Source organism: Kibdelosporangium aridum (assembly GCF_900176515.1).
Lineage (GTDB): Bacteria > Actinomycetota > Actinomycetes > Mycobacteriales > Pseudonocardiaceae > Kibdelosporangium > Kibdelosporangium aridum.
On record NZ_FWXV01000001.1, the window covers coordinates 1,413,125 to 1,436,737 of the forward strand.

Annotated in this window: 21 protein-coding genes; 8 read left to right on the forward strand and 13 right to left on the reverse strand. The window is 67.4% G+C overall.

The features are described 5' to 3' along the window. Positions 1–34 precede the first annotated feature (34 nt). Complete coding sequence (locus tag B9C43_RS05950; RefSeq protein WP_143446146.1) at positions 35–586, reverse strand: zinc-binding metallopeptidase family protein; 552 nt, start codon at positions 584–586, stop codon at positions 35–37. Positions 587–847: 261 nt separating this feature from the next. On the opposite strand from B9C43_RS05950, the gene ligD reads away from it, so the two are divergent. Then, a complete protein-coding gene (ligD, locus tag B9C43_RS05955; RefSeq protein WP_084424994.1) occupies positions 848–2,422 on the forward strand; it encodes a non-homologous end-joining DNA ligase in 1,575 nt (524 codons plus the stop codon). Between the two features lie 5 nt (positions 2,423–2,427). Continuing rightward, positions 2,428–3,417: a phosphotransferase family protein gene (locus tag B9C43_RS05960; protein ID WP_084424995.1), complete on the forward strand. Its 990-nt coding sequence runs from the start codon at positions 2,428–2,430 to the stop codon at positions 3,415–3,417. Positions 3,418–3,424: 7 nt separating this feature from the next. Here the strand turns inward: B9C43_RS05960 and B9C43_RS05965 are convergent, their stop codons facing one another. Both B9C43_RS05965 and B9C43_RS05970 read right to left on the reverse strand, forming a co-directional pair. Further along, the gene (locus B9C43_RS05965) at positions 3,425–3,745 is read right to left on the reverse strand and encodes an STAS domain-containing protein (RefSeq protein WP_160096363.1); all 321 of its coding nucleotides are present in this window, start codon (positions 3,743–3,745) and stop codon (positions 3,425–3,427) included. Between the two features lie 137 nt (positions 3,746–3,882). After that, positions 3,883–4,680 (reverse strand): AraC family transcriptional regulator, encoded by a 798-nt coding sequence (locus B9C43_RS05970; RefSeq protein WP_235038448.1) that lies wholly within the window; start codon positions 4,678–4,680, stop codon positions 3,883–3,885. Between the two features lie 44 nt (positions 4,681–4,724). Between B9C43_RS05970 and B9C43_RS05975 the strand changes: the two genes are divergently transcribed. Continuing rightward, the gene (locus B9C43_RS05975) at positions 4,725–5,090 is read left to right on the forward strand and encodes a DUF4345 domain-containing protein (protein WP_200825432.1); all 366 of its coding nucleotides are present in this window, start codon (positions 4,725–4,727) and stop codon (positions 5,088–5,090) included. A 5-nt stretch (positions 5,091–5,095) separates the two neighbouring features. Here B9C43_RS05975 and B9C43_RS05980 read toward each other — a convergent pair whose 3' ends face one another. Then, the gene (locus B9C43_RS05980) at positions 5,096–5,320 is read right to left on the reverse strand and encodes a three-helix bundle dimerization domain-containing protein (RefSeq protein WP_033393701.1); all 225 of its coding nucleotides are present in this window, start codon (positions 5,318–5,320) and stop codon (positions 5,096–5,098) included. Between the two features lie 99 nt (positions 5,321–5,419). On the opposite strand from B9C43_RS05980, the gene B9C43_RS05985 reads away from it, so the two are divergent. Continuing rightward, positions 5,420–5,707, forward strand: a complete 288-nt coding sequence (locus tag B9C43_RS05985; RefSeq protein ID WP_033393702.1) for a hypothetical protein — start codon at positions 5,420–5,422, stop codon at positions 5,705–5,707. Positions 5,708–5,768: 61 nt separating this feature from the next. On the opposite strand, the gene B9C43_RS05990 is transcribed toward B9C43_RS05985, so the two are convergent. From B9C43_RS05990 to B9C43_RS06030, 9 genes are read right to left on the reverse strand one after another with little or no spacing between them, the layout of a single operon-like run. Beyond that, entirely contained in the window at positions 5,769–7,379 is a 1,611-nt protein-coding gene (locus tag B9C43_RS05990) for a PucR family transcriptional regulator (protein ID WP_084424998.1), read from the reverse strand. Positions 7,380–7,392: 13 nt separating this feature from the next. Then, complete coding sequence (menC, locus tag B9C43_RS05995; protein WP_084424999.1) at positions 7,393–8,499, reverse strand: o-succinylbenzoate synthase; 1,107 nt, start codon at positions 8,497–8,499, stop codon at positions 7,393–7,395. Continuing rightward, the gene (locus tag B9C43_RS06000) at positions 8,496–9,326 is read right to left on the reverse strand and encodes a GNAT family N-acetyltransferase (RefSeq protein ID WP_084425613.1); all 831 of its coding nucleotides are present in this window, start codon (positions 9,324–9,326) and stop codon (positions 8,496–8,498) included. The genes menC and B9C43_RS06000 overlap by 4 nt, the downstream gene beginning before the upstream one ends. A gap of 23 nt (positions 9,327–9,349) precedes the next feature. After that, positions 9,350–10,480 (reverse strand): M20/M25/M40 family metallo-hydrolase, encoded by a 1,131-nt coding sequence (locus B9C43_RS06005; protein ID WP_084425000.1) that lies wholly within the window; start codon positions 10,478–10,480, stop codon positions 9,350–9,352. 1 nt (position 10,481) lies between these two features. Beyond that, positions 10,482–13,799, reverse strand: coding sequence for a serine hydrolase (locus B9C43_RS06010; protein WP_084425001.1), 3,318 nt, complete (start codon positions 13,797–13,799; stop codon positions 10,482–10,484). Continuing rightward, a complete protein-coding gene (locus tag B9C43_RS06015; protein ID WP_084425614.1) occupies positions 13,777–14,550 on the reverse strand; it encodes an ABC transporter ATP-binding protein in 774 nt (257 codons plus the stop codon). The genes B9C43_RS06010 and B9C43_RS06015 overlap by 23 nt, the downstream gene beginning before the upstream one ends. After that, the gene (locus B9C43_RS06020; RefSeq protein ID WP_084425002.1) at positions 14,543–16,375 is read right to left on the reverse strand and encodes a dipeptide/oligopeptide/nickel ABC transporter permease/ATP-binding protein; all 1,833 of its coding nucleotides are present in this window, start codon (positions 16,373–16,375) and stop codon (positions 14,543–14,545) included. Before B9C43_RS06020 ends, B9C43_RS06015 begins: the two co-directional genes overlap by 8 nt. A 4-nt stretch (positions 16,376–16,379) precedes the next feature. Further along, positions 16,380–17,360: an ABC transporter permease gene (locus tag B9C43_RS06025; protein WP_033393471.1), complete on the reverse strand. Its 981-nt coding sequence runs from the start codon at positions 17,358–17,360 to the stop codon at positions 16,380–16,382. Then, on the reverse strand, positions 17,357–18,934 hold the full coding sequence (locus B9C43_RS06030; protein ID WP_235038449.1) for an ABC transporter substrate-binding protein: 1,578 nt from the start codon (positions 18,932–18,934) through the stop codon (positions 17,357–17,359). The genes B9C43_RS06025 and B9C43_RS06030 overlap by 4 nt, the downstream gene beginning before the upstream one ends. A gap of 137 nt (positions 18,935–19,071) precedes the next feature. Between B9C43_RS06030 and B9C43_RS06035 the strand changes: the two genes are divergently transcribed. From B9C43_RS06035 to B9C43_RS06050, 4 genes are all read left to right on the forward strand, one after another. Next, positions 19,072–19,308 (forward strand): YbaB/EbfC family nucleoid-associated protein, encoded by a 237-nt coding sequence (locus B9C43_RS06035; protein WP_084425004.1) that lies wholly within the window; start codon positions 19,072–19,074, stop codon positions 19,306–19,308. Further along, entirely contained in the window at positions 19,305–19,436 is a 132-nt protein-coding gene (locus B9C43_RS59565) for a hypothetical protein (protein ID WP_268811551.1), read from the forward strand. Before B9C43_RS06035 ends, B9C43_RS59565 begins: the two co-directional genes overlap by 4 nt. Positions 19,437–19,735: 299 nt before the next feature. Next, on the forward strand, positions 19,736–21,334 hold the full coding sequence (locus B9C43_RS06045) for a cellulase family glycosylhydrolase (RefSeq protein WP_327221769.1): 1,599 nt from the start codon (positions 19,736–19,738) through the stop codon (positions 21,332–21,334). A 20-nt stretch (positions 21,335–21,354) separates the two neighbouring features. After that, complete coding sequence (locus tag B9C43_RS06050; protein ID WP_160096365.1) at positions 21,355–23,583, forward strand: glycoside hydrolase family 9 protein; 2,229 nt, start codon at positions 21,355–21,357, stop codon at positions 23,581–23,583. Positions 23,584–23,613 lie beyond the last annotated feature (30 nt).

The following is a 23,613-nucleotide window of genomic DNA, read 5'->3' on the forward strand; positions in this document are numbered from 1 at the left end:
CCCGCCACGCCGCGGCCACGAGAGCGGGCTGGGTCTACAGGTCGATCGCGGTCCGGCCCAGTGCGTCGGCCGCGGCGAGCATGACCTCACGGCCGCGCATTCCCGCTGCGGCAACAGCGAACTCGGGTGTGTGGTCCGACTGGTCACTGTCCAAAATGGCCACGAAGGGATGAATGGACGGCAACGTGGTGCTGATGTTGCCGATGTCCGAGGACCCGAGGAACACGCCGGGTTCCGGCGGCGACATGACGATGCCGTGCCTGGCAATGTGTTCGTCGAACCGGGCGGAGAGGTGTTCGTTGGGCCGGAAATGCGCGTACGGCGCTCGTACCTTCTCTACGTCGACGGTTGTCGCCGTTGCCGCCGCGATGCCGTGGGCCGCCGTGGTCACCTGGTCGATCAACGAATCGAGGGCCGCTGTGGTCAGCGCGCGCAGCCCGAAACGGCCTTCGGCGAGGTCAGGCACGATGTTGGTGGCTTGCCCGCCGTGCGTGACGATGCCCTGGATGTGAGAGCCGGACGGAAGGCGTTGCCGCAGCGCGGCCAGCGTCGTGAACAACTGGACCAGCGACGCGAGCGCGTCGATTCCAGCTCAGCGCACAAGCGGTCGGCCGCGCGGTGTTCGTCGAAAGCGGTCTCCGGGTGGGCGTGCAGGGCGCATGCGACGTCCCACAGCCGATCCGCCATGGGATGCACCCGACTGTGATCCATATCCGCCGGTTACCCGACGTCCCCGTCGATCAACCAAGACCGCCCGGTTCCTCGTCGCACTCGGCGTCCCCGTGCCCGACGAACTGGTCCGCTGACTCGAGGCCCGGGTGGACGAGTTCGCTGTGGGTACTCAGTGATGGTGACGGACGACCGGTTGGCCACTTATCGGGCCAAACGTGACTTCTCGGCGACCAGCGAACCGGCGGGTGGCCCACCGGCGGACGGCGCCAGCCGGTACGTCGTGCAGCGGCACCGTGCCCGCCGGACGCACTACGATTTCCGGCTCGAGCTCGACGGCGTGCTCGTCAGCTGGGCGGTTCCCAAGGGGCCCACGCTGGACCCGAAAGCCCGTCAGCTCGCCGTCCACGTCGAAGATCATCCGATCGAGTACTTCGACTTCGAGGGCGTGATCCCGAAAGGGCAGTACGGCGGCGGTGACGTCACGGTGTGGGACTGGGGGACATGGCAACCGGCCAAGACCAAGGACCCACGCAAGGCGATCGAGAACGGCGAACTGCATTTCGACCTGCACGGCGAAAAGCTGTCCGGGCGGTTCGTGCTGGTCCGCAGGGACGACGAGAAAAACTGGATCCTGATCCACAAGAACGACGAGCACGCACGACGCGGGTGGAACCCGGACGACCTGCCGCAGTCGGTGAAAACCGGCCGGACGAACGACGAGGTGGCCGCCAGCCCGCACGCGCTGTGGCGAAGCGGGGTCCCGGCCGCCGAGGCCGAGCAACAGGTTGCGCCACAACCAGTCCACGAGTGGGATGCCCCGTCGAAGGACGAACTGGCAGCGCTCGAGAAGATGAAAACGACGGGCCGATGGGCCGTCCAAGGGCACGAAGTTCGTCTGACCAATTTGGACAAAGTGCTGTTCCCTGCCGACCCGCCCATCACCAAACGGGATCTGGTCCGGTACTACGCGCTCGTCGCGCCGTACATGCTGCCCTATCTCGCCGGGCGCCCGGTGAACGCGCACCGATATCCCGATGGGGTCGACAAACCGGGCTTCTGGCACAAGGAAGTTCCCAGCCACGCACCGGACTGGCTGACGCAATGGCACAACAAGGAAGCCGACGAGGACGAAACGCGGTGTTACGCGGTCGTCGACAGTGTGCCCGCGCTGGTCTGGATGGCCAACTTCGGCGCGATCGAACTGCACCCGTGGACCTCGCGGCTGCCGCACGTGCACGAGCCCAGCTGGGCGTTGATCGACATCGACCCTGGTAGCAGCACTTCGTTCGATGACGTCCTCGCGCTCGCCCGGCTCTACCGGACCGCCCTGGACCACCTCAGCGTGGCGGGAATGCCGAAAGTGACCGGCCAGCGTGGTATCCAGATCTGGGTTCCGGTCCGGGCCGGCTACAGCTTCGACGACACCCGTGACTGGGTCAGGAAGGTGTCACGCGCGGTCGGCCGGACATTGCCGGATCTGGTCAGCTGGGAGTGGTACCGCAAGGAGCGAGGCGGGCGTGCCCGGCTGGACTACACGCAGAACGCCATCAACAAAACCCTTGTCGCGCCGTTCAGCGTGCGGCCGACCCGCAACGCACCTGTGTCGGTACCGATCACGTGGGATGAGCTGGACGACCCGGAATTGCGGCCGGACCGATGGACCATCCGAACGGTCCTTGACCGACTCCGGAAGACCGGCGACCCGCTCGCACCCTTGCTCGGCACCGCCCAGCAGTTGCCTAAGCTGTAGCCAGGATGACCGATACCGCACAGCGCATCGCTGATTGGGTACGCGCCAACACTGATCGCGTCGGTCTGCCTCCCGGGGAGCCCAAGGTCAGCCTGATTGGCACTGGCGAGAGTTACGCGGCCTGGCTCGTACGGGTCGCCGACGCCGACCCGCTGGTGGTGCGGATTCCGCGGCGTCCGGTCGAGCAGTTGCCTCGCCCGATGGCGGCCGAGATGGCCGGGCTGGTCCTGGTACCGCCTGGCCTGGGACCGCGCGCGGTGCTGTTCGAGGAGTCGGCCGACTCTCTTGGCGTGCCGTTCCTCGTCACCGGATATGTGCCGGGACGCGAAGTCAGCGTCCAGGACTGGGACGACGCGTTGTTGTTGGCACACGCGCGACAACTCGCCGCATTGCACGCCACGCCGTTCACGGCCGCTGGCGAGGTCACTGCTGCCGAGCGCGACCGAACGCCAAGGTTGTCCCTGACCGCGCGGCTGGCGGACAGTCTCGACTGGTGGCGCGGCGCGCACCCGGATGTGCTCGGCGACCCCGAGGTCGCACGTCTCGTCCCAGCAGTTCAAAGGCACATCACCGAGGCGGAACCAGCCTTCGCCCGGCTACGGCGGTTCGCGCTGATCCACGGCGACCTGGTGGCGTCGAACATCCTGGTCGACGCCGGCACGCCGCGGTATGTGGACTGGGAGTGGGTGGAGATCGGTGATCCAGCCCAAGACCTGGCCTACATCGGCGGCCTCGTCGCCGCTCCGCCGTGGTACATCCAGCTGACCAGCGAGCAGATCGACCGCTTCCTGAACGCCTATGTCGTCCATGCCGGCGAGGCCGCTGAGCCGGTGACAGACCTGCGCGTCCGTCGCGACGCCTTCGAGATATTCGAGCGGTTCTTCTCGTCGCTGCACTTTCGCACCCAACGCGGCAACGAGGAGGACCGGCGGTCGGGCAGGTACACCGAAGCCGTACGCCTGCTCACTGCCGGACTACAGCAGGCATTGGGATGAGCGATCGTTACGTGCGCAAGGCTGTGTCAAGATCCGGCACCAAGGGCAGGATCTGCCCCAACCCGGTGAGCTCGATCGACCGTTTGACAACCGTACTGCCCACCGCGATATGGAGGTTCTTCTGGGCGCGCATCGCATTCTCTTGCGCCTCAACCAGAACCGCGAGGCCCGGCGATGCCAGGAAGGTGACGCCGGCGAGGTCGATCACCACCGACGACGCCTCCCGTTGCATGGCTTCTTGTACGTTCTCGGCGAAGGCGGCTTGTGTGGTCAAGTCGATCGCCCCGCTCACGGATACGACGATCGCATGCTCGTTCTGCTCGACCACGCACCGGAAGGGCGCGCGTTTCGCCTGTTCAGTCACCGTTTTGGTCCCGTCTCGTTCGGCGCGGAGATCGGTTGTCCTCGGCACTGTGATGCCGCGCTTCGGGCACGATGCCCAAGGATCGTGTCGATTATCCCTGATTATGGCCTGTTGTGCGGTCTTGATTCGGCGTGCGGTGGTTCAGCGGCGGCGTTGTCCTGGATGACGACGCGAGTTCCAGCGGCGAGGAGGGCGGTGGCGGTGAGGCCGAACATCGCGTGGAACGTGTCGCTGAAGTGATTGGCTGAGGCGAAACCCGCGTCCGTCGCGGCTGTGGTGATGTTCGCTCCGGTGCTGATGGCGTGGCCGACTTTGGTCATCCGTGCCCAGAGGCGATAGCGGCGGAAGCTCGTGCCGGTGTGCTGTGCGAACAGGTGCAGGAACCGTGAGGTTGAGAGGTTCACCTCAGCAGCGAGTGCCGCCGCGCTGACAACACGCGCGGGGTCGGCTTGCAACGTCTGCGTTGCCGCCCGAATTCGCTCGTCGATCGCGGTGCCGCGATCCAAATGCCCGCGGATGAACTCGGGACTCCCCGGTCGCGCGTGCTGAAGGTGCTGCAGCAGCGCGAGTTCGTCGCGATGGGTGAACGCGACAGTGGAGGAATGCTCGGTCATGTGATCCCGAACGTCGAGCGAGTCGGCGTAGCTGAACAGCACTCGGCCGGTGGCGACGATGTGATGTTCGGTGCGGGCCGGGATGAACGCGCTACGGGTACGGCGACGGCCTGTCTCGGCGGAGTGCAGGTCGAACGGAGCGTCCACGCCGAGAGCGAAGCAGTGAACTGAGCCGGAGTGCGCGTCGAGGTCGAACGACGGGCCCAGATAGATCGCCCGGGCCGGCCAGAGCCAGAGAGTTCGCTGGTCAGGACAGCACGTTTCCGGAAGCGCGCGGGCGGTCACGGTGTTGATGATCGCACCGTGATGCGATTTGAGGCGGGATGCACGTGACAACCGCAGTGATCATCGTGGTCGGGGTGTTCTTCCTGGCGATGGGGGTGTACGGGCTGGTCGCGCCTGCGGCGTTGGCCCGTCCCTTCCGGATCCGTGTCGACGCGCCCGAGGCAAGGTCGGAAGTCCGCGCGGTCTACGGCGGATTCGGAATCGCCATGGCGATGCTGTTGGGCGCGGCCGCGTTCGACGTAGGTGGGATCCGTACCGGTGCCGTCATCAGCGTCGGAATTGCGTTGGCGGGTATGGCGTTCGGGCGCGTGGTGTCGCGGCTTTCGGACGCGCGTACGTCCTTCTACCCGGTCTGGTTCTACTTCTGTGTCGAGGCTGCCTGCGCCGCGCTGCTGTTCGTGGTCGCTTGACCCGATTACTGACCGGGGTCGTTGTCGAGGCGGTTGCGTACCGCTCGTTCGACGAGGATCGGGACGAAGGCCTGGATCGGGCGTTCGGCCAGGCGGTCGGCTTCGGTTTCGGCGTATCGATGGATCTGGTCGGCCGGGATGTCCTGGTAGCGGTCGGCCAGGCGCTGTTCGACCTCGGCCAGGTGGTCGCCGGACTGGCGGGTGAGTTCGTCCAGGGTGTGCTGAGTCATCGGATACCGCCTCTATGGGTGTTTTCGTCCATCTTTCGTATTGCCACTCACATGTCTTTACGATGAACGGCAGGTGAACAACGAGAGGTGGTCTGGCGCTTGAGCGACGAGGACGGCGGCGGCGTCGCGGGGCTCGCGGGCGATCCGGCATGGCGGCTCACGCTGTTGACCGGTGGGCGCTGGAGCGTCGCGGAGCGCGCATTTCAGCACGACGGGCACAGCTGGGTGGTCGGCCTGACTCCCGTGCAGTCAGCTGTTGCTTTGATCGTGTGGCGGGACGACGAGGTGATGGCGCACGCCAGGGGCGATGAGGCGGCGATGTGCGCCGCGGCGCGTGGGTGGGTGTCGAGAATCCTGGGGCGGTCGGAGATCACTGAGTCAATTTGACCTTGGTCCGCGGGCGGTGGCCGGGAAAGGCTCGACTCCACGCGAGAGTCTGGCGAACTGGTCACGGCAGTGGGAAGACGCGTAGTTGCAGCATCGCGACGAACCGGTGATCCGCATCGGCCAGGTCGATACCGCTGATCTCGGTGAGACGGCGCAGCCGGTACCGGAAGGTGTTGGGGTGCACATGAACTGCGGCCGCCGCAGCGATCACGTCACCGAAGGCGTCCAGCCACGCTCGCAGGGTCTCCACAAGGTTCGTGCTGTGTTTCTCGTCGTACGCGGCGAGCCGTGCGACGGGGCCGGTGACTTGGCCGCCGCGGGCGGCGACGAGGTCACGTAGTTCCAGGACAAGGGCTTCGACGTACACGTCCGCCAGGCGGGCGACCCGGCTGCCGTGCGTCGTGCCTGAGCGCAGGACCTGGACCGCGCGATCGGCGCTGGAACGGGCGTCGGCCAGCCCGGAGACGTCGGTGACGACGGGGCTGACTCCGATGAAGGCGGGGGTACGGTTGCCGACCCGATCGAGGAAGTCGGTGGCGACCCGGACTCCTTGTTCTTCGTTGGCTCGCGTCACGGGCAGCAACCCGTACGAGACGTCCCCGATCAGCGCGACCGCGCACCGCGGGTGGACGGCGCTCAAGTGCATCGCGAGGCCGTCGGTCAGCCGTTGCCGTTCGCTCATCACCGCGGCGTCCGTCGAGTGTCCTGTGTGGACGGTCGCGAGTGCGAGCACGACCACCGGCAGGTCGGCCAGCCCCAGGCGGGACAACGCTTCCCGCGCACCAGCGCCGCCTTCCAACGCGGTGGCCAGCAGGTCGCTGCGCAGGCGGCGTTCGACATCCGCGCCCGCCCGGATACGCAGCATGTGCAAGGCGACGAGCTTGGCGGCGTCGCGCAGCGCCTGGGACCGTTCGGTGCTGAGCTTGTCGTGGACGGCTGCCCAGATCGATCCGAGGAACTCGTCTCCGGCTCGCACTCCCACGGCCACACGGGGTACGACGAAATCCGCGAACTCGTCGGTGGGCGGTTCGATGTACACCGGTTCGTCGCTGGTGTACAGCTGACGGAACACGCCGTTCTCGGTCAGCATCCGGAAGAACCGCTCGGGCACCTGACGGCCCAGCACGGTCTCCACTCTGGACGGATCGGCCTCGTCCTGGCGCCCGGAGAACGCCAGGACGCGTGAGCTGCGGTCCTCGATGGTGACCGGCGCGTCGATCAGCGCGGCGATCGCGTTGGCGACGGCGAACAGGTCACCGGAGGGCAGCCCGCCCAACGTCTCCGGCTCCGCGCCACCGACATCACCTTCGGCCAGCATCGAGCGCAGCAACGCGGCCAGTTGCGTCCAGGTAGCGCCCCTGGCCAGCGCCAGCACCGCCACCCCGGACTCCGCAGCCGCCGCGGCAAGCTCGTCCGACCGCCGCACGGGCGCGCGGAGCACCAGGGCGGCAGCGTCCGAGCGGCCCAACGAGAGCAGCAGGTCAACGGGTTCGCTCACCCCGACGCCCAGGACGATCGCGTGCGGAGCCAGGACGGGTTCCTCGACCGGGTCGTGGATCACCACGCCGCCGACGTCGCCCGGCCTGCCGGGGTCGCCGTAGATCAGGTCCAGCAGCGTGCTGCCCAGGTCGTCGAGGATCCGGCCAAGGCTCGCGTGTGGTCGCGCGGTCATCTCGCTCAGTGTCCTACAGCGGCAGCCAGTCCACCTTGGACGTCACGGCGGCTAGTTCGTCCGGGATCGGCGTGACACCGATGCCCGGACCGGTCGGGACAGCGAGGTGGCCCTGGTCGAGGACGAACGGTTCGGTGATGTCCGTGCGGTAGTACCGGTCCGAGGCCGAGGTGTCGCCGGGCACGGTAAAGCCAGGCAGCGCGGCCAGAGCGACGTTCGCGGCCCGGCCGATCCCGGTCTCCAGCATGCCGCCAGCCCACACCGCGACACCGTTGGCCGAGCACACGTCGTGGATGCGGCGAGCCTCGAGGTAGCCGCCGACCCGGCCGGGCTTGATGTTGACGATCTGGCACGCGCCCAGCCTGATGGCGTCGGCGGCGGCCCTCGCCGAGGTGATCGACTCGTCCAGGCACACCGGTGTGGAGACCACGCGGGCGAGCTCGGCGTGCCCGAGCACGTCCTCCTCGTCGAACGGCTGCTCGATCAGCAGCAGGCCGAACGGGTCGAGCCCGGCCAGGTGCCGGGCGTCGGCCATCGTGTACGCGGTGTTGGCGTCGACCTGCAGCAGCACTTCGTCGCCGAACCGTTCACGGACCGCGCGCACCGGCGCGATGTCCCACCCGGGCTCGATCTTGAGCTTGATCCGCAGATATCCGGCGTCCAGATAACCGCCGACCGCGTCGAGCAGTTCGTCGATCGAGTCCATGATGCCGACCGACACCCCGCACGGGACCCGGTCACGCACCGCGCCGAGCTCCCGCCCCATCGACCGTCCCTGGGCGCGCAGTTCGGCGTCGAGAACGGCGGTTTCCAACGCTGCCTTGGCCATCCGGTGCCCTTTGAACTTCGCCAGGGCCGGTGCGACCGCGTTGCCGTCCAGCTCGGGTACGTCGGCCAGCGCCGGGATGAAGAACCGGGTCAGCACGTCGACGGCCGCGTGGACGTACTCGGACGAGTACAACGGATCGGACATCGCGACGCATTCGCCCCATCCCTCGGCCTCGTCGGTGACCGCCCGCAGCAGCAGGATCTCGCGCGTGGTCTCCACCCCGAAGGACGTCCGGAACGGAGCCACGAGCGGCATGCTGATCAACCGGAGCTCAACGCCCGACAGCTTCATCGACTGTCCTTTCTGGTCACCCGATACCACCCGGACCGGTCGAACCCGGTGACCCACGCGCCTTCGGCGAGCAACGTGCCGAGCACTTCACGGACCGCGACCCGCCATTCCCGCGCCCCCGCGGGGTCAGTCCTGCGCAGCGACTCGATGTCCGGTGGCGCAGCCACCACCAGCTCTGGTCCGTCCACTGTGCCCACTACGGGCAACCCGGTGGCTGACCGGCCGAGCGCGACGACGGCACTGCGATCGCCATACGTGACCTTGGTGGCGTGCAGATTCCACTGCACGAGCAGACGATCGCTCTCGTCGTCGCCGTTGATCCCGTCGCGCATGCCGCCGTAGAAGTTCGGCAGGTACTCCGCCACGACCGCACCGAGCTTGGTGAGGTTGAAGTACGCGTTGCGGCTGACCAGCGGGTCGAACGTCCACTCGATCGCGGTGAGGCCGCGGCTGATCGCCCACGCCCGCTGGTGCAGCTTCAGCGCGTACCCGACACTGCGGCCCATCGCCGCCGGGGAAACACCGGCCACGTGGCTGTGCAGCCGCACACCGGGTGGCGTACCGAAGAAGCCGACACACGCCCCGACAAGCCGGTCGCCGTCGAACGCGCCGGAGACGTAGTTGCCCGCTTTGGTCATCGCCCGCAGCAGTTCCGTGGTCACCGGGGGGTTGGTCGGGTCCGGCCGCCAGATCTCGTTGTACAGACGGTAAACACGGTTCAGGTCGTCGAGGTCGGCGAGCTCGCGGACGACAACCCCGGCCGCCTGCGCCGCGGACGAAGCGACGCGTACGGCGTTGTCGTCAAGCAATTCGGTCACGTTGTCCATGCTGACGGCCCGGTCGGCTTTCGTCATGGTCGGCCCGAACCAGATGTCGCCACGGGACTTGTCCAACCGGCCAGTACGTCGGCCACGAGCGCGCTGACCAGGCTCGTACGGCCAGGCAACGCCGAGATCAGGACGTGTTCGTCGTCGGCGTGCGCTCCACCACCGACCGCGCCGAGCCCGTCCAGCGTCGGAATTCCGATACCAGCGGTGAAATTGCCGTCCGACGCGCCGCCGACGGCCGCGCTTGTCAACGCGGGCAACCCGAGTTGTGCGGCCAACGCGGACGCATGGTCGAACAGCGAAGCCGACGATGCGGCCTCCATGGGCGGACGGTTCGGCCCGCCGACGATCTCCAGCCGAGCGCCGCGCAGCACGGGAAGCAGGCCGTGCATCGCGACGTCGACTCGCTCCTGCTCGGCGGCAGTACGCGCGCGTACGTCCACCGCGAACTCGCCCGTCGCGGGAACGGTGTTCGTCGCAGTGCCCGCGGACATCAGCGTGGGGGTGACGGTCGTGCCCAGTCTGTCGTCGCCGATTCCGTTCACCGCCAGGACCTGCATCGCCAGTTCCACGGTCGCGTTGACGCCACGTTCGGGTTCCAGCCCGGCGTGCGCGGCCAAGCCGTGTGCACGCACGCGATACAACGAAACACCCTTGCGTTCGGTCTTCAGTGCGCCGCCGTCGGCGGATGCCTCGAGGACCAGGGCCGCGGCACATCCCGCGGCCTCGGCCTCGATCAGCCCACGCGACGTCGGCGACCCGATCTCCTCGTCGCCAGTGATCAGCAGCGTCACCCCGGCACGGTCCTTGAGCTGGGCGAGGGCGTGGAAAGCCATCGCCACCCCGGCTTTCATGTCGAAACAGCCAGGTCCACGCAGCACTCCGCCCGCCACACCGAACGGATGCGTGGCCAACGATCCCAGCGGCCAGACCGTGTCGTGATGGCCGAGCAGCAGCACGCGAGCCGGTCCGTCGCCGAACCGCCAGCGCAGGTGCGTTCGCCCGTCGAGCACGATCCGCTCCGGCGACACGTCCAGGCGCCGCGCACCCACTCGTGCCACCGCGTCCGCACTGGCGGCGACCGCGGCCAGGTCCGTGGACGGTGACTCGCACGTCACCAGGTCCTGGATGTCCGCGAGGAGCTCGCCGAGCATCTCAGCTCACCTTCGGGGTCGCCCGCACACCGAAGTGCAGGTACCGCTCACCGGTGGCCAGTTCGTAGAACGTCACGGGGACCCACGCGCCCATCCCCGGCTCCATGATCAGGTACAGCTCCTCGGTCACTGGAACCATCGGGTACTCCTGGACCTTGTCCGGCATCATCTCGGCCAACGGGCCCGTCATGGTCGTGCGCAGGTGCAGGCCGTCCTCTCCAGTGAACACGTCCATCCGCACGCTCGCTCGTTCATAGGTGCCCACGTGCCGTTCGAGGTCGACGGTCACGGGCTCGGCCGGTGGCCGCAGCGGCTCGGGCATCGCGACTCCGGCCAGTTCGGCGAAGATCTCCCGGTACAGGTCCTCGTACAGGGCATGCGCCGTGCCGCCGTTGGTGAGCAGCGTGACCGCGAGGCCTTCGGACGGCAGGATCCGCAGGAACGCCGATTGCCCGATGGTGTTGCCGTCGTGGCCGATCAGCCGCTGGGAGTCCCAGCCGCACCGGAACCAGCCCAAGCCCCACGAGTCGCCGAGCAGGTGCTTGTCCGGCACGTCGGCCTGCCACGACGCCATCGCCTCGGTGCTCTGTTCGCTCAGCACCCGAGTCCCGTCTGGCGCCACGCCACCGGTCAGGTGCATCCGCGCGAACGCCAGCACGTCGGCCGCGGTGGAGGTGATCAGCCCGGCCGGGCCAGCCGACCGCTGCAGCACCCAGACGGGAGCCTTGACCGGGTCACCGCCGCCCTGCGAGATGTGACCGATCGCGGCGCGGTACAGCAGCGCCTCCTCCGGCAGCGTGACGGTGTGCTCAAGGCCCAGCCGCACGAACAGCCGCTCCTTCATCGCGGCGTCCCACGTGGTGCCGGTCAGCTTCTCGATCACGCGGCCGGCCAGCGAGAAGCCCGAGTTGCAGTACGACCAGGTCGCGCCGAGCGGGTGGTTCTGCGCTTCACCGGCCAGCGCCGCCACGTACTTCTCAAGGCAGTCGTCGCCGCGGCCGGTGTCGGTGAACACGTCGCCGTCGATGCCGCTGGTGTGCGTGAGCAGGTGGCGCATGGTGACCTTGCTGGCGGTGACCGGGTCGGCCAGTTTCAGCTCGGGCAGCACGTCGACGATCGGTGCGTCCAGGTCGATCAGGCCCTCGTCGACCAGTTGCATGACCACGGTCGTCGTCCAGACCTTGGAGATCGAGCCGATCTGGAACAGCGAGTCGGTGGTGGTCGGCACGCCGGTGTCCTTGTTCAGCACACCGGTCGCCGCTTCGACGAGGTCGTCGTCGGAGCCGGGCCGCAGCCGCAGGATGCCCAGCGTCGCGCCGGGGACCTTGTGCCGCTTGGCCAAGACGTCCAGCCTGCGCTGCCAATGCGCGGCGTCGATGCGCGGCCTGCGTGGTCCGGCTGCGTCCCCGGCGTACTGCTCCAGCCAGTCAACGATGCGGCGGTTGTAGTCGATCCGGTGTGATGGCTTTCCGTTGAGGATCAACAGGTGTGACCCCTCCGGGTAGAGCACGAGCTTCGACGGGACGCCGAGTTCCCGCAACGCCGTGTGCCATTGCTGGGCTTGGCTGACCGGGCACACCCGGTCCGCGGTGCCGTGCAGGATCAGCGTGGGCGTGCGCACCTTGTCCACTTGGGACAGCGGTGACATGCCGTCGTACCGGCGTCCGGTCCATGGCTGGCCGCCGAGTTCGTGCTCGCTGAGGTAGTGCGCGCTCTCGCAGCTGCCCACCATGCTCACCAGGTCGGCGACCGTGCCACCGGCGACCGCGGCGGCGAACCGGGTGTCCCGGCTGGTGAGGTAGCAGGTCATGTAGCCGCCGTAGCTGTATCCGGCGACAGCGAGCCGATTGGGGTCCGCGATGCCTTGTGCGACAAGCTCGTCGATCGGTTCGAGGAAGTCCTTGGCGTCCGCTTCGCCCCACGATCCCATCGCGTCCTGGTAGAACTGTTCGCCGTAGCCGTCGCTGGCGCGGGGGTTGACCATCAGCACCGCCCAACCGCGCGCCACGAGTTCCTGGTGGTACAGATGGACCTCGTCAGCCGCTGCGTTCCACGCGTTGTGCGGTCCACCGTGGATGTCCAGCAACAGGGGCTGCGGTTCTTGCACGGCAGGGTCACGGACCAGCCATGCCTGCACGACGGTCCCGTCGGAGATCGTGAACTCACGCTCCTCACGGCGGAACAACTCGACATCGCCCAAGCCGTAACTGGTGTGCACGGTCTCGTTACCGGACTTGAGATCGACAGTGACGATCTCGCCAAGTGAGTCCGGTGTGGACAGCGTGATCGCCGCTGTGTCGCCGACGATGGACAGCCCGGCGACCACGCGCCCTGCGCCCGTGACGACCGGGCTGGGCGTTCCGCCTTCCACAGGCACCGAGTACAGGTGCGTGCAGCCGCGGTCGCGGATGCAGAAGTAGACCGTGCCGCCGTCTTGGGAAAGTTGCGGCGTCGCACCGGGGTACGCTGGACCGCCCGGCATCACGTTGCGGTCCAAGGACTCCGCGAGATTCACCGGATCGCCGCCGGTCAGCGGGATCCGCCACAAACCAGCGTGTCCGCTCGGGCCGGCAGGCGAACCGACGACCAGCAGCGCCGAACCGTCCGCTGTCCAGACCGCCGGGCCGCCGATGCCTTCTGGCAGGCCGACGACCTCCGGCTCGGCGTAGTCCTTGGTGAGGTCGAGGACGTGCACCGGGAACCGGAACGTCAGGTCGGCGTCCGGGGCGGTCGCCGCGCTGAAGGCGAGCTTCGCCGAGTCGGGAGACCACGACGGACTGCCCGCGTGCCAGTCACCACTGGTCACCTGGCGGGTGTCCCGAGTGGTCACGTCGAGCACGTGCAGGTGGTTGCGCACGGTTCCCAGCCACCCGGCACCATCGGCCTGGTAGTCGAGCCGCTCGGTCACGATCGGTGCGGTGTCACCGGGAGTCTCGTCGGTCGCGGCGGCGAACGCGATCTTCGTGCCGCCGGGGCTCCAGACCGGCTCACCCGCACCGAGCGGGAGTGTGGTCAGCTGTTCGGGCTCACCGCCGTCGATCGGCAGCAGCCAGATCTGCGGCGGGCCGTCCTGCGCACGCAGGAACGCCACCTTCGTACCGTCGGGTGACCATGACGGTGCCATGTCCGTGCGGCCATGGGTGAGCTGCCGTGGCCGTCCTGATTTGGTGCTGACGAGCCAGATGGCGTGGTTGTAGCCGTCGGCCTGTGCGTCGGTGGTGCGTAGAACGTAGAGGCATTGGCCGCCGTCCGGGGACACGGCCGGTTGCCCAGGCACAGCGAAGGTAGTCAGATCATCAATGCGCTGGTGTCGTGTCACCGGTTTCTCCTAGGTTGAGCTGTCCGGCTGGATCGGCCGCGGCAGCGAGCAGTTCGCGTGTGTAGGGATCCTTCGGGTCGGCCAGCACCTCGTCGGCGGGGCCGTGTTCGACGATCCGGCCTTGGTACATCACGGCGATGAAGTCGCTGACGTACCGGACGACAGCGAGGTTGTGCGAGATGAACAGCATCGACAACCGCATCCGGCGCTGCAGGTCGCGCACGAGGTTGAGCACGGTGCCCTGGATGGAGACGTCGAGCGCGGAGGTGATCTCGTCAGCGATGATCACCTCCGGCTCACCGGCCAGTGCCCTGGCCAGTCCGACGCGTTGCCGTTGCCCTCCGGACAACTGCGCCGGGTATTGACGTGCGCACTCCGTGGAAAGGTCGACCAGGCCCAGTAGTTCGGCCACCCGGTCGCGGCGGTTGCGCATGCGGCGGGGGAGTGCCTCGCCGATCGACTCGCCGATGGTCATCCTCGGATCCAGTGCGGAATGCGGATCCTGGAACACCATCTGCAGGTTGCGTGCTCTGTGGTCGATCGGGTGTCCATTGAGCAGGATCCGGCCGTTGTCGACCGGGACGAGCCCGACCGCGGCCCGTGCCAGCGTGGACTTGCCCGAGCCGGACTCACCGACGAGGCCGACGATCGTGCCGTGCGGGATCGTGAGATCGACGCCGGCGACAGCGGTTGTGCTGTGCCTGCGGGTACCGAACCGGACGGTCACGTTCTCGAAAGCGAGTTCACTCACCGCGATCACCCGCCTGGACCGGGACGTCCGCGTGCCAGCATGCCACTCGCCGTCCGTTCTCGTTCTCCAGTGGGGGATCCGTGCTGAGGCACCGCTCGTCGGCGAGTGGACATCTTGGGGCGTAAGCACATCCGGTCGGCACCTGTGCGGCGTCGACCGGGCGGCCTGGGATCACGGCAAGTGGAAGCGCGCGGTCCGTCGTCATGTCCGGAACTGCGGCGAGCAGGGCACGCGTGTACGGATGACGCGCGGCAGTGTGCAACTCGTCCGCGGGCAGGTCTTCGACGATGCGTCCGGCGTACATCACCAGAACCCGGTCACAGACCTGCGATACCACCGTGATGTCGTGACTGATCAACAGCAGGGCGGCGCCGTCGGCCGCCCGGATGTTCGCCAACAGTCGCAACACTTGCCGCTGCACGGTCACGTCCAGCGCTGTCGTCGGCTCGTCGGCGATGATGAGCGCGGGTTTGCCCATCAGGCCCATGCCGATCATGGCGCGCTGCCGCATCCCGCCGGAGAACTCGTGGGGGTACTGGCGTGCCCGCCGTCGCGGATCGGGAATCCGGACCGCTCGCAGCCGGTCGACCGCTCGGTTCCAGGCTTGTTTGCGGTTCTTGCCCTGGTGCTGTTCGGCGACCTCGGCCAGTTGCCGGCCGATCCGCATTGCCGGGTTGAGCGACGTCATCGGGTCCTGGAAGACCATCGCCAGCGACGTGCCGAGCAGTTGCCGGTGGTTGCCGTTACGCAGGTCCCGTCCCAGGAAGGTCAGCCGCTCGGCGTCGACCTGGCCTGGTGGTTCGATCAACCGGGCGACGGCCAACGCGGTCAGGCTCTTGCCGGACCCGGACTCACCGACGATCCCGACCGCTTCACCTTGTCCCACCGTGAAACTCACGCCACGCACGGGCGTCACGCCGGGGAAGCCGACGCGCAGGTCGTTCACCACGAGGACGGCGTTATCGTCGGTTGGCGCCGGGGGAGTGGTGTCGGTACGGCGGAGTTTGACCGGTGCTGTGTGCCGGGTGAACCCTTTGGACAGCGCCTCGCCGAAGAGGTGGAACGCCAGACCGGCGATGATCACCGCGATGCCGGGGCCGAGTGCGGCGGCGGGCCGCAGGTAGATGGCTTGCAGCCCTTCGCCGAGCAGCCTGCCCCAGTCGTAGTCCGGCGGCTGCACACCGAGACCGAGGAACGACAGACCGGCGAAGGCGAGCAACGCGCTGCCCGCCGCGATGGCCGCGTTGACCACCAACGGCTCGGCGATGTTCGGCAGGATGTGCCGTACCAGCAACCGGATCCGGCCGACACCCGCCACCCGCGCGGCGGCGACGTAGTCCAAACCGGACACTTTGGCGACGAGTGTCTGCGCCAGCCGGGCGAATCCCGGCGCGATGGCGAAACCGATGGCCAGCAAAGAACCGGTTGTGCCGACGCCGAAGACCACCGCGAAGAACAGCGCCAGCAGCAAACCGGGGAACGCCACCGCGATGTTCACCACCGCGGCCACGAACCGGCCCGCGCGACGCCCGAGGACGACCGGTGCGGTGCCCAGGATGAGTCCGATCAGGACACCGAGTGCGGTCGCCAGCAACGCGGATCGCACCGAGAGCCCTGTCGCGACAAGGACTCTGAAGAACACGTCCCGGCCGAGGTTGTCCGTGCCCATCCAGTGCTCGGCCGACGATCCCTTCATGATCTGTGACGTGTCGATGGCGTTGGCCTGATCGGTCCACAGCAGCGGCGCCACAACCGCCAGGATGAGGATGGCGAGCAGCAGTCCGGTGGCGCTGGCGCCCAGCGGTGTGCGAAGGATCCGTTTCACCGCTTCAGCTCTCCCTGATCGTCGAACGCGGATCCAGCACGGCGAGCAGCACGTCGACCGCCAGGTTGACCACCAGCACGCCCAGGCCGTAGACCAGCACGATGCCCTGCACCACCGGGTAGTCCTTGGCCAGGATCGAATGGACGATCGTGCTGCCCAGACCGGGCCAGGCGAACACGTTCTCCGCCAGCACCGTCCCGGCGACCATCGAGCTGAGCAGCAAGCCGCCGATGGTGATCGTGGCCGTCAACGCGTTCGGCAACGCGTGCCGCAACGTGATCAGCCAGGAGGGCAGTCGTTTCGCCCTGGCGGTGCGGATATGGTCGGCGTCGAACACCGTGAGCATCTCCACCCGCATGATGCGCGCCAGCACTGCGGCCGGGCCAACCGCGAGGGACAGCACGGGCAGGATGTACGAGTCGAAACCGTCCCGTCCGGCGACAGGCAGCATGCCCAGCTGCACGCCGAAGAAGTAGACCAAACCCACGGCGAGCAGGAACTCCGGGATCACGGCCAGCACAGCGCTGGTGGACGTGAACGCGAGCTCGGCGGGACGGCGGCGCCCTCCCCGCGTGAGCACCGCCATTCCCGCCCCGAGCGGGATCGCCACGACGACAGCCAGCACGAACGCGTAGACGGCCAGTTCCAGCGTGGCGGGCAGCCGATCGCCGATCACCTGTGCCACGGGCAAGCCGGAGACCATCGAGGAGTGCATGTCCCCGGAGATCAGGTCGCCGAGATAGTGCAAGTACTGCAACCACAACGGGTCGTTGAGACCTAACGCCGCGCGCCGGGTCTCAACCAGTTCCACGGAGGCCGTCGGACCCAGCGCGGCCCGGACGGGATCGCCGGGGATCAGGTGGATCATCAGGAACGCGGCCGTCACCAGCACCCACAGCGACACCAACAACCGTCCGGTGCGGCGGATCGCGAACCGCAGCCAGGGACTGTCCCATGACCGCGTTGCCGGGAGAGCCGCGGTCATGCGCCGAGCATCCGGATCGTTCCGGGTGCGACGCTGCCCACGGTGAGCTCGAACGTCGCGCCCTTGCCGAAGATGGGACGGTTGGTGTTGGCGAACGGGACGACGTCGACGTTCTCGGCGAGTGCCTGCTCGGCCTCGGCCCACTTGCCGCAGCCCGCGGTGCCCGCGATGCCGGACGCCTCCTGCACCAGTGCGGCGTATTTCGCGTTCTGGATACCGGCGAAGTTGGTGCCGTTCGGCGCCGTCGGCCCGGAGACGAACGGCACCGCCTCACCGGGCGTGGAGACGTTCAACGGGACGATGCCGACGTCCCACGAGCCCTGGCCCGCGACGATGACCTGGCTGAGCTCGGCGTGTGTGGCTCCCTTCAGCGCCACCTCGACGCCGATTGGCTGCCAGAACTTCTGCATCAGCTCGGCCGTGGCCTGCATGGTCGTGCCCAGCTCGGTGGTGTAGTAGATGGTGATCGCAAGCCGTTTGCCGTCTTTGACGCGGATGCCGTCAGGTCCGGCTCGCCATCCTCCTGCGTCCAGGGTGGTCTTGGCCTTCTCCACGTCGTGCGCGGGCAGCTTGCCGCTGATGGTGTCCGGATCGCACGGCGTCATGCCCGGCGCGACAATGCCTTTGGCGAGCTGGCCAGTTCCGCTGGTCAGTACCTGGGTCAGCTGGCCGAGATCAAGCGCATGCGTCAGGCCTCGGCGGACCGCGACGTCCGCACCGGGCAGGCCGGGCTTCTGGTTGAACCACAGCTCGCCGAACATCGCCATCACGTCGCGCTGCAAGGTTTTCTGCGCCTGCAGGCGTTGCTGATCCGGCCCGATCACGCCGGCCGCGTTCACCTCACCGGACAGCAGCAGGTTCACCGCGGTGCTCTCGTTGGCGACGATGCGCAGGACCACCCTGTCCGGCAGGCCCTGCTGGTCGGCTTTCCAGTCGCCAGGACCCCATGCGTAGTCCTTGCGGCGCTCGAGGGTGAAATGATCGCCCGGAACGACCTCGGTCATCTTGAACAACCCGGACCCGCTCGCCCCTTGCTTGAGCACGGAACGGTCCTGCATTCCCTTGTCACACACGATATGCAGCTGACCGATCGCGCGATCCAGGAACGAGTGCGGCACAGGCGACGTGACAGTCACCGTACCGGCGGCTTCATCGGCCGTGGCGGTCGCGCCGGGCGGTACGTAGACCCCGATCCGGCTGGAGGAGTTCTTCGGGTCGCCGACGAAGTTGATGTTCGCGGCGACCGTGGCCGCGGTCAGCGGGCTGCCGTCGGAACAGGTGATTGCCTTACGCAGTGTGAAAGTCGCCGTGGTGGTGGTCGTGTCCCACTTCTCGGCGAGGCCGGGAACGGTCTTGCCGTCCTTGTCGATGGCGATCAACGAGTCGTAGAGGAACCGGTCGACCTGCATGGTGACTGACAGCGAGGTGAAATGCGGATCGAGGTTGCCGGGATCGCCGGGCAGGACCATGGTGAACGTCTTGCCGTTGACGAGGTTCTGGCTCCCGGCGGGGTCCGCGGTGCCACCACAGGACGCCAGGGTCAGCGCCGCCGTGCCCGCCGCCGCGATTCTCATGACCGTTCTCATCAGGCCTCCAACAGGCATTCCCCTCGTAGGGAGCCTGCCCGGGCCGATGGCGGGTGTCTTCGTGCGCGCGAACCAGGTATCGCCTCCGCTCTCGTCGCACGGTCCGAACGCCGGAACCGCAGACCATGAGCGACCGGCTCAAGGAGGTCCGGGTCAGCGCGAGCGACCCGAACGGCCTGGCAGAAGTGACCGTCGACTCCACCGGCGGGCTGGTCGACATCCGGTTCAACGATCGGATGCTCCGGTCAACCCCTGGCGCCATGGCACAAGCCGTGATGGCCGCGCTCACCGCGGCAAAGGAGCAGATTGCGGGTGGATCTCCGGTGTGCTGGAAGGCAGGCACACCAGGCAGGACGAGTTGATCGCGAAGGTGAAGCGGAACCTCGGCCTGGTCGCGAAGTCCTTGAAAACCAGTGCGGACTCCTACGAGGGCATCGACACGTCCAACGCTTCGCTGCTGAGCGGTGTCGGCGACGAGGGCGGGCTATGACGGACAACTCGCTGGTCGCCCCGGTCCAGTCGTCCCGCGAGGCGTGGACCGGGGCCAGCCTCGCCGACAGCATCGAAGGCGCCAGGAGGCACGCCACCGTGCCGAACTGGTCGCCGCCAACATGGATCTGCGCCTGGTGGATCAGGAACTTCGTCTCTGACGGACGCGCGGGCCGAGTGCCGTTCTGGGCCGATTGGCGGAGTGTCTTCCTGTCGCTTACCGGATACAGTCCGTTTCTGGGAGCGCTCCCAGAATTTGGCGGCTCGGCCACAGTGAGGTGACCGATGAGGATGCTCGCGATGGCTCTTGTGTTGAGTGCTGGCACGCTGACGGCTGTGCCTGCCGCGGACGCTGCAGCCGTCGGGCTGCGGGTTGCTGGCACCAGTGTCGTTGAGGCGAACGGGAATACGTTCGTGATGCGCGGCGTCAACCATCCGCATGTGTGGTACCAGAGCCAGACCAGTTCGTTCGCGAACATCAAGTCGTTCGGCGCCAATACGGTCCGGGTCGTTCTCGGCAGCGGTCAGCGGTGGGGCCCGACGTCGGCTGCCGAGGTCTCCAACGTCATCTCGCTGTGCAAGCAGTCGCGCTTGATCTGTGTGCTGGAAGCGCACGACACCACCGGTTTCGGTGAGGAGGGCGCGGCCGCGAGCCTTGATCAGGCGGCCAGTTACTGGATCAGTGTGGCGAGCGCGCTCAAGGGGCAGGAGGACTACGTCGTTGTCAACTTGGGCAACGAACCCTTCGGCAACAACCAGCAGGTCAGTGCGACCTGGGCGAGCGCGACGTCCAGCGCTGTCGCCCGGTTGCGCGGTGCGGGACTGCAGCACCTGATCATGGCTGACGCGCCGATGTGGGGCCAGGACTGGCAGAACATCATGCGGGACAACGCGGCATCGGTGTTCAACGCCGACCCGCAGCGCAACACGGTCTTTTCCATCCACATGTACGGCGTGTACGACACCGCGGCCGAGATCAACGCCTACTTCGACGCGTTCCGCACCGCCGGGCTGCCGCTTGTCGTCGGCGAGTTCGGGCACAACCATTCGGACGGCAACCCGGACGAAGACACGATCATGGCGCAGGCGCAGTCCCGTGGCCTCGGATACCTCGGCTGGTCGTGGAGCGGGAACAGCGGCGGTGTCGAGTACCTGGACATGGTGACCGCGTTCAACCCCGCCAGCCTCACTGCTTGGGGTGAGCGGATTTTCAACGGCCCCAACGGAATTCGCCAGACCTCACGCGAAGCCACCATCTACGGGGGCGGCGGTGGGGACACCGAACCGCCGACCACCCCTGGCACACCAACGGCATCCGCCGTGACGTCAAACAGTGTCACGCTCACGTGGGGGGCCTCGACTGACAACGTTGGTGTGACAGGGTATGAGGTCTACCGTGCGACCGATGGCGCGTTCACGTTGGTGGGCTCGACCGCGGCAACCACGTTCACCAACACCGGTCTGACTCCGTCGACCACCTACCGGTATCAGGTGCGAGCCCGCGATGCTGTGCCGAACTTCTCGGCGAACTCTGGGGCTGCCACGGTCACCACGGCTGCCGGTGGCGGCGGGACGTGCAACGTGACCTACGGCAGCACGAACTGGGGCTCCAACGGATACACCGCGCGTGTCACCATCACCAACACCGGTGCGAGCGCGATCAACGGCTGGACCTTGGCCTTCACGTACGCCGCCGGTCAGCGGCTCACCCCGCCCGGCTGGAGCGCCACGTGGGCGCAACCGACGGGCAGCGCTGACGTCACCGCGACCAACCTGACCTGGAACGGCACCCTGGCGCCGAATGCCGCCACCACCATCGGCTTCAACGGCACCCACACCGGCGCCAACCCGGCACCGACTTCGTTCACCCTCAACGGAAACACCTGCGCGACGAGCTGAGTACCGGGAAGGGAAGCCAGATGTCCCGCACGATGATCATTGCCTTACTGGGAATCTCGCTCGTTGTCGCCGCACCTGTCGCGGCCGAAGCCGAACCCGCCGAGCAGATCACCAACGGCGGCTTCGATTCCGGCACCGCACCATGGTGGTGGACGGCCAACGCACCCGGCGCAGTGGTCGACGGCCGGTTATGCGCGACCGTGCCTGAGGGCACGACGAACCCATGGGACGCGAGCATCGGCCAGAACGAGATCGACCTGGTGGCGGGGGAGCCGTACGTCTTCACGTTCACTGCCTCAGCGTCCACTCCGGTCACCATCCGGGCGAACGTGCAGCTGTCGGATCCGCCTTACACTCCTGAGCTGTCCCAACAGGTCTCGCTGACCGCCGCGGACAGCCGGGCCGAGTTCCGCTTCACCTCCAGCGTCGACACCACGAAGGCGCAGGTGACCTTCCAGATCGGCGGCAGCCCGACGGCGTTCACGTTCTGCGTCGACAACGTGTCGTTGGCCGGTGGAACGGCACCGCCTCCGTACATACCGGACACTGGGCCGCGCGTGCGAGTCAACCAGGCTGGATATCTGCCCAGCGCGGCGAAGCACGGCACCCTGGTCACCACATCAACAGATCCGGTGGGCTGGCAGCTGCGCAAGGCTGACGGCAGCGTCGCGGCGAGCGGAACCACGAAGCCGCAAGGAATCGATCCGACCTCGCGGCAGAACACCCACCTGATCGACTTCAGCTCAGCATTGGCGGGCAAGGGATACACGCTCAGCGCCGACGGCGAGACCAGTGTCCCGTTCGACATCGGCGGAGACTTCTACCAGCGGCTGCGATCGGACTCGCTGGCCTTCTTCTACCACCAGCGCAGCGGGATCGCGATCGACGCGGCACTCGTCGGGCCCGCGCACGCCCGTCCGCCCGCGCATCTCGGGGTTGCCCCGAATCAGGGTGATACGGATGTCGCCTGTCAGCCTGGTGTGTGCGACTACCGGCTGGATGTGCGCGGTGGTTGGTATGACGCGGGCGACCACGGCAAGTACGTGGTGAACGGCGGCATCGCGGTGGCTCAGCTGATGAGCGAGTTCGAGCGGGTGAAGCACCACCCGGGTGCCCTCGGCGACGGCAAACTCCGTGTCCCGGAGCGCGGCAACGGACTGCCCGACATCCTCGACGAGGCGCGCTGGGAACTGGATTTCCTGCTGCGGATGCAGGTTCCGGCCGGCAAGCCGTACGCCGGGATGGCACACCACAAGATTCACGACAACGAATGGACCGGGCTGCCCCAGCTGCCGCACTTGGATCCCAAGCTGCGCGAGCTTCACCCGGTGTCCACGGCGGCGACGCTGAACCTGGCCGCGACGGCGGCTCAGTGCGCGCGGCTGTTCTCGCCGTACGACCGGGCGTTCGCTGGCCGCTGTATGACGGCGGCTCGTCAGGCGTGGTCCGCCGCGAAGGCGAACCCGGCCATATATGCGTCCGCATCGGACGGTAACGGTGGCGGCACGTACGATGACACGAACGTGACGGACGAGTTCTACTGGGCTGCAGCCGAGTTGTACCTCACCACGGGCGCACCGGAATACCGGGACTTCGTCACGTCCTCGCCAGTGCACACCGCCGATGTGTTCACTGTGGATGGCTTCTCCTGGCAGTCGGTCGCGGCGCTGGGCCGGCTGAATTTGGCGACTGTCCCCAGTCGGCTGCCCGATCGGCAGAAAGTCCGGCGTTCCGTGATCGCCGGTGCCGACAAACTTCTCGCCACAGCGCGCAGTCAGGCTTACGGAATCCCATACGCGCCTTCAGGTGGACAGTACGTATGGGGCTCCAACAGTCAGGTGCTGAACAACCTCATCGTCCTTGGAACGGCCTACGACCTGACACGGAACGCCGCGTACCGCGACGCCGTCCTTAATGGACTGGACTACGTGCTCGGCCGGAACCCGCTGAACGTGTCGTACGTGACCGGCTACGGCGAACGCGACGCGCGCAACCAGCACCACCGTTTCTGGGCACACCAGGCGGATCCGGCCCTGCCCAACCCGCCAGCGGGTTCGCTGGCCGGTGGCCCGAACTCCGGTATCCAGGACCCGGTCGCCCAGGACAAGCTGAAAGGCTGCGCCAGCGCGATGTGCTACATCGACGACATCGGCTCGTGGTCGACCAATGAAGTTGCCATCAACTGGAACTCGGCACTGGCCTGGGTGGCGTCGTTCGCCGCGGGCCAAGCCGAAGAATGCCGCGAGTGAGAAGAAAACCGCAAGATCGCCTCGGGATGA

Bases quoted from the DNA above. Each gene is read 5' to 3' on its own strand.
- ligD (WP_084424994.1), top strand. From the start codon at position 848: ATGGTGACGGACGACCGGTTGGCCACTTATCGGGCCAAACGTGACTTC.
- B9C43_RS05960 (WP_084424995.1), top strand. From the start codon at position 2,428: ATGACCGATACCGCACAGCGCATCGCTGATTGGGTACGCGCCAACACT.
- B9C43_RS05980 (WP_033393701.1), bottom strand. From the start codon at position 5,320: ATGACTCAGCACACCCTGGACGAACTCACCCGCCAGTCCGGCGACCAC.
- B9C43_RS05990 (WP_084424998.1), bottom strand. From the start codon at position 7,379: ATGACCGCGCGACCACACGCGAGCCTTGGCCGGATCCTCGACGACCTG.
- menC (WP_084424999.1), bottom strand. From the start codon at position 8,499: ATGAAGCTGTCGGGCGTTGAGCTCCGGTTGATCAGCATGCCGCTCGTG.
- B9C43_RS06000 (WP_084425613.1), bottom strand. From the start codon at position 9,326: ATGGACAACGTGACCGAATTGCTTGACGACAACGCCGTACGCGTCGCT.
- B9C43_RS06005 (WP_084425000.1), bottom strand. From the start codon at position 10,480: ATGCTCGGCGAGCTCCTCGCGGACATCCAGGACCTGGTGACGTGCGAG.
- B9C43_RS06025 (WP_033393471.1), bottom strand. From the start codon at position 17,360: ATGACCGCGGCTCTCCCGGCAACGCGGTCATGGGACAGTCCCTGGCTG.
- B9C43_RS06030 (WP_235038449.1), bottom strand. From the start codon at position 18,934: ATGAGAATCGCGGCGGCGGGCACGGCGGCGCTGACCCTGGCGTCCTGT.
- B9C43_RS06035 (WP_084425004.1), top strand. From the start codon at position 19,072: ATGAGCGACCGGCTCAAGGAGGTCCGGGTCAGCGCGAGCGACCCGAAC.
- B9C43_RS06045 (WP_327221769.1), top strand. From the start codon at position 19,736: ATGGCTCTTGTGTTGAGTGCTGGCACGCTGACGGCTGTGCCTGCCGCG.
- B9C43_RS06050 (WP_160096365.1), top strand. From the start codon at position 21,355: ATGTCCCGCACGATGATCATTGCCTTACTGGGAATCTCGCTCGTTGTC.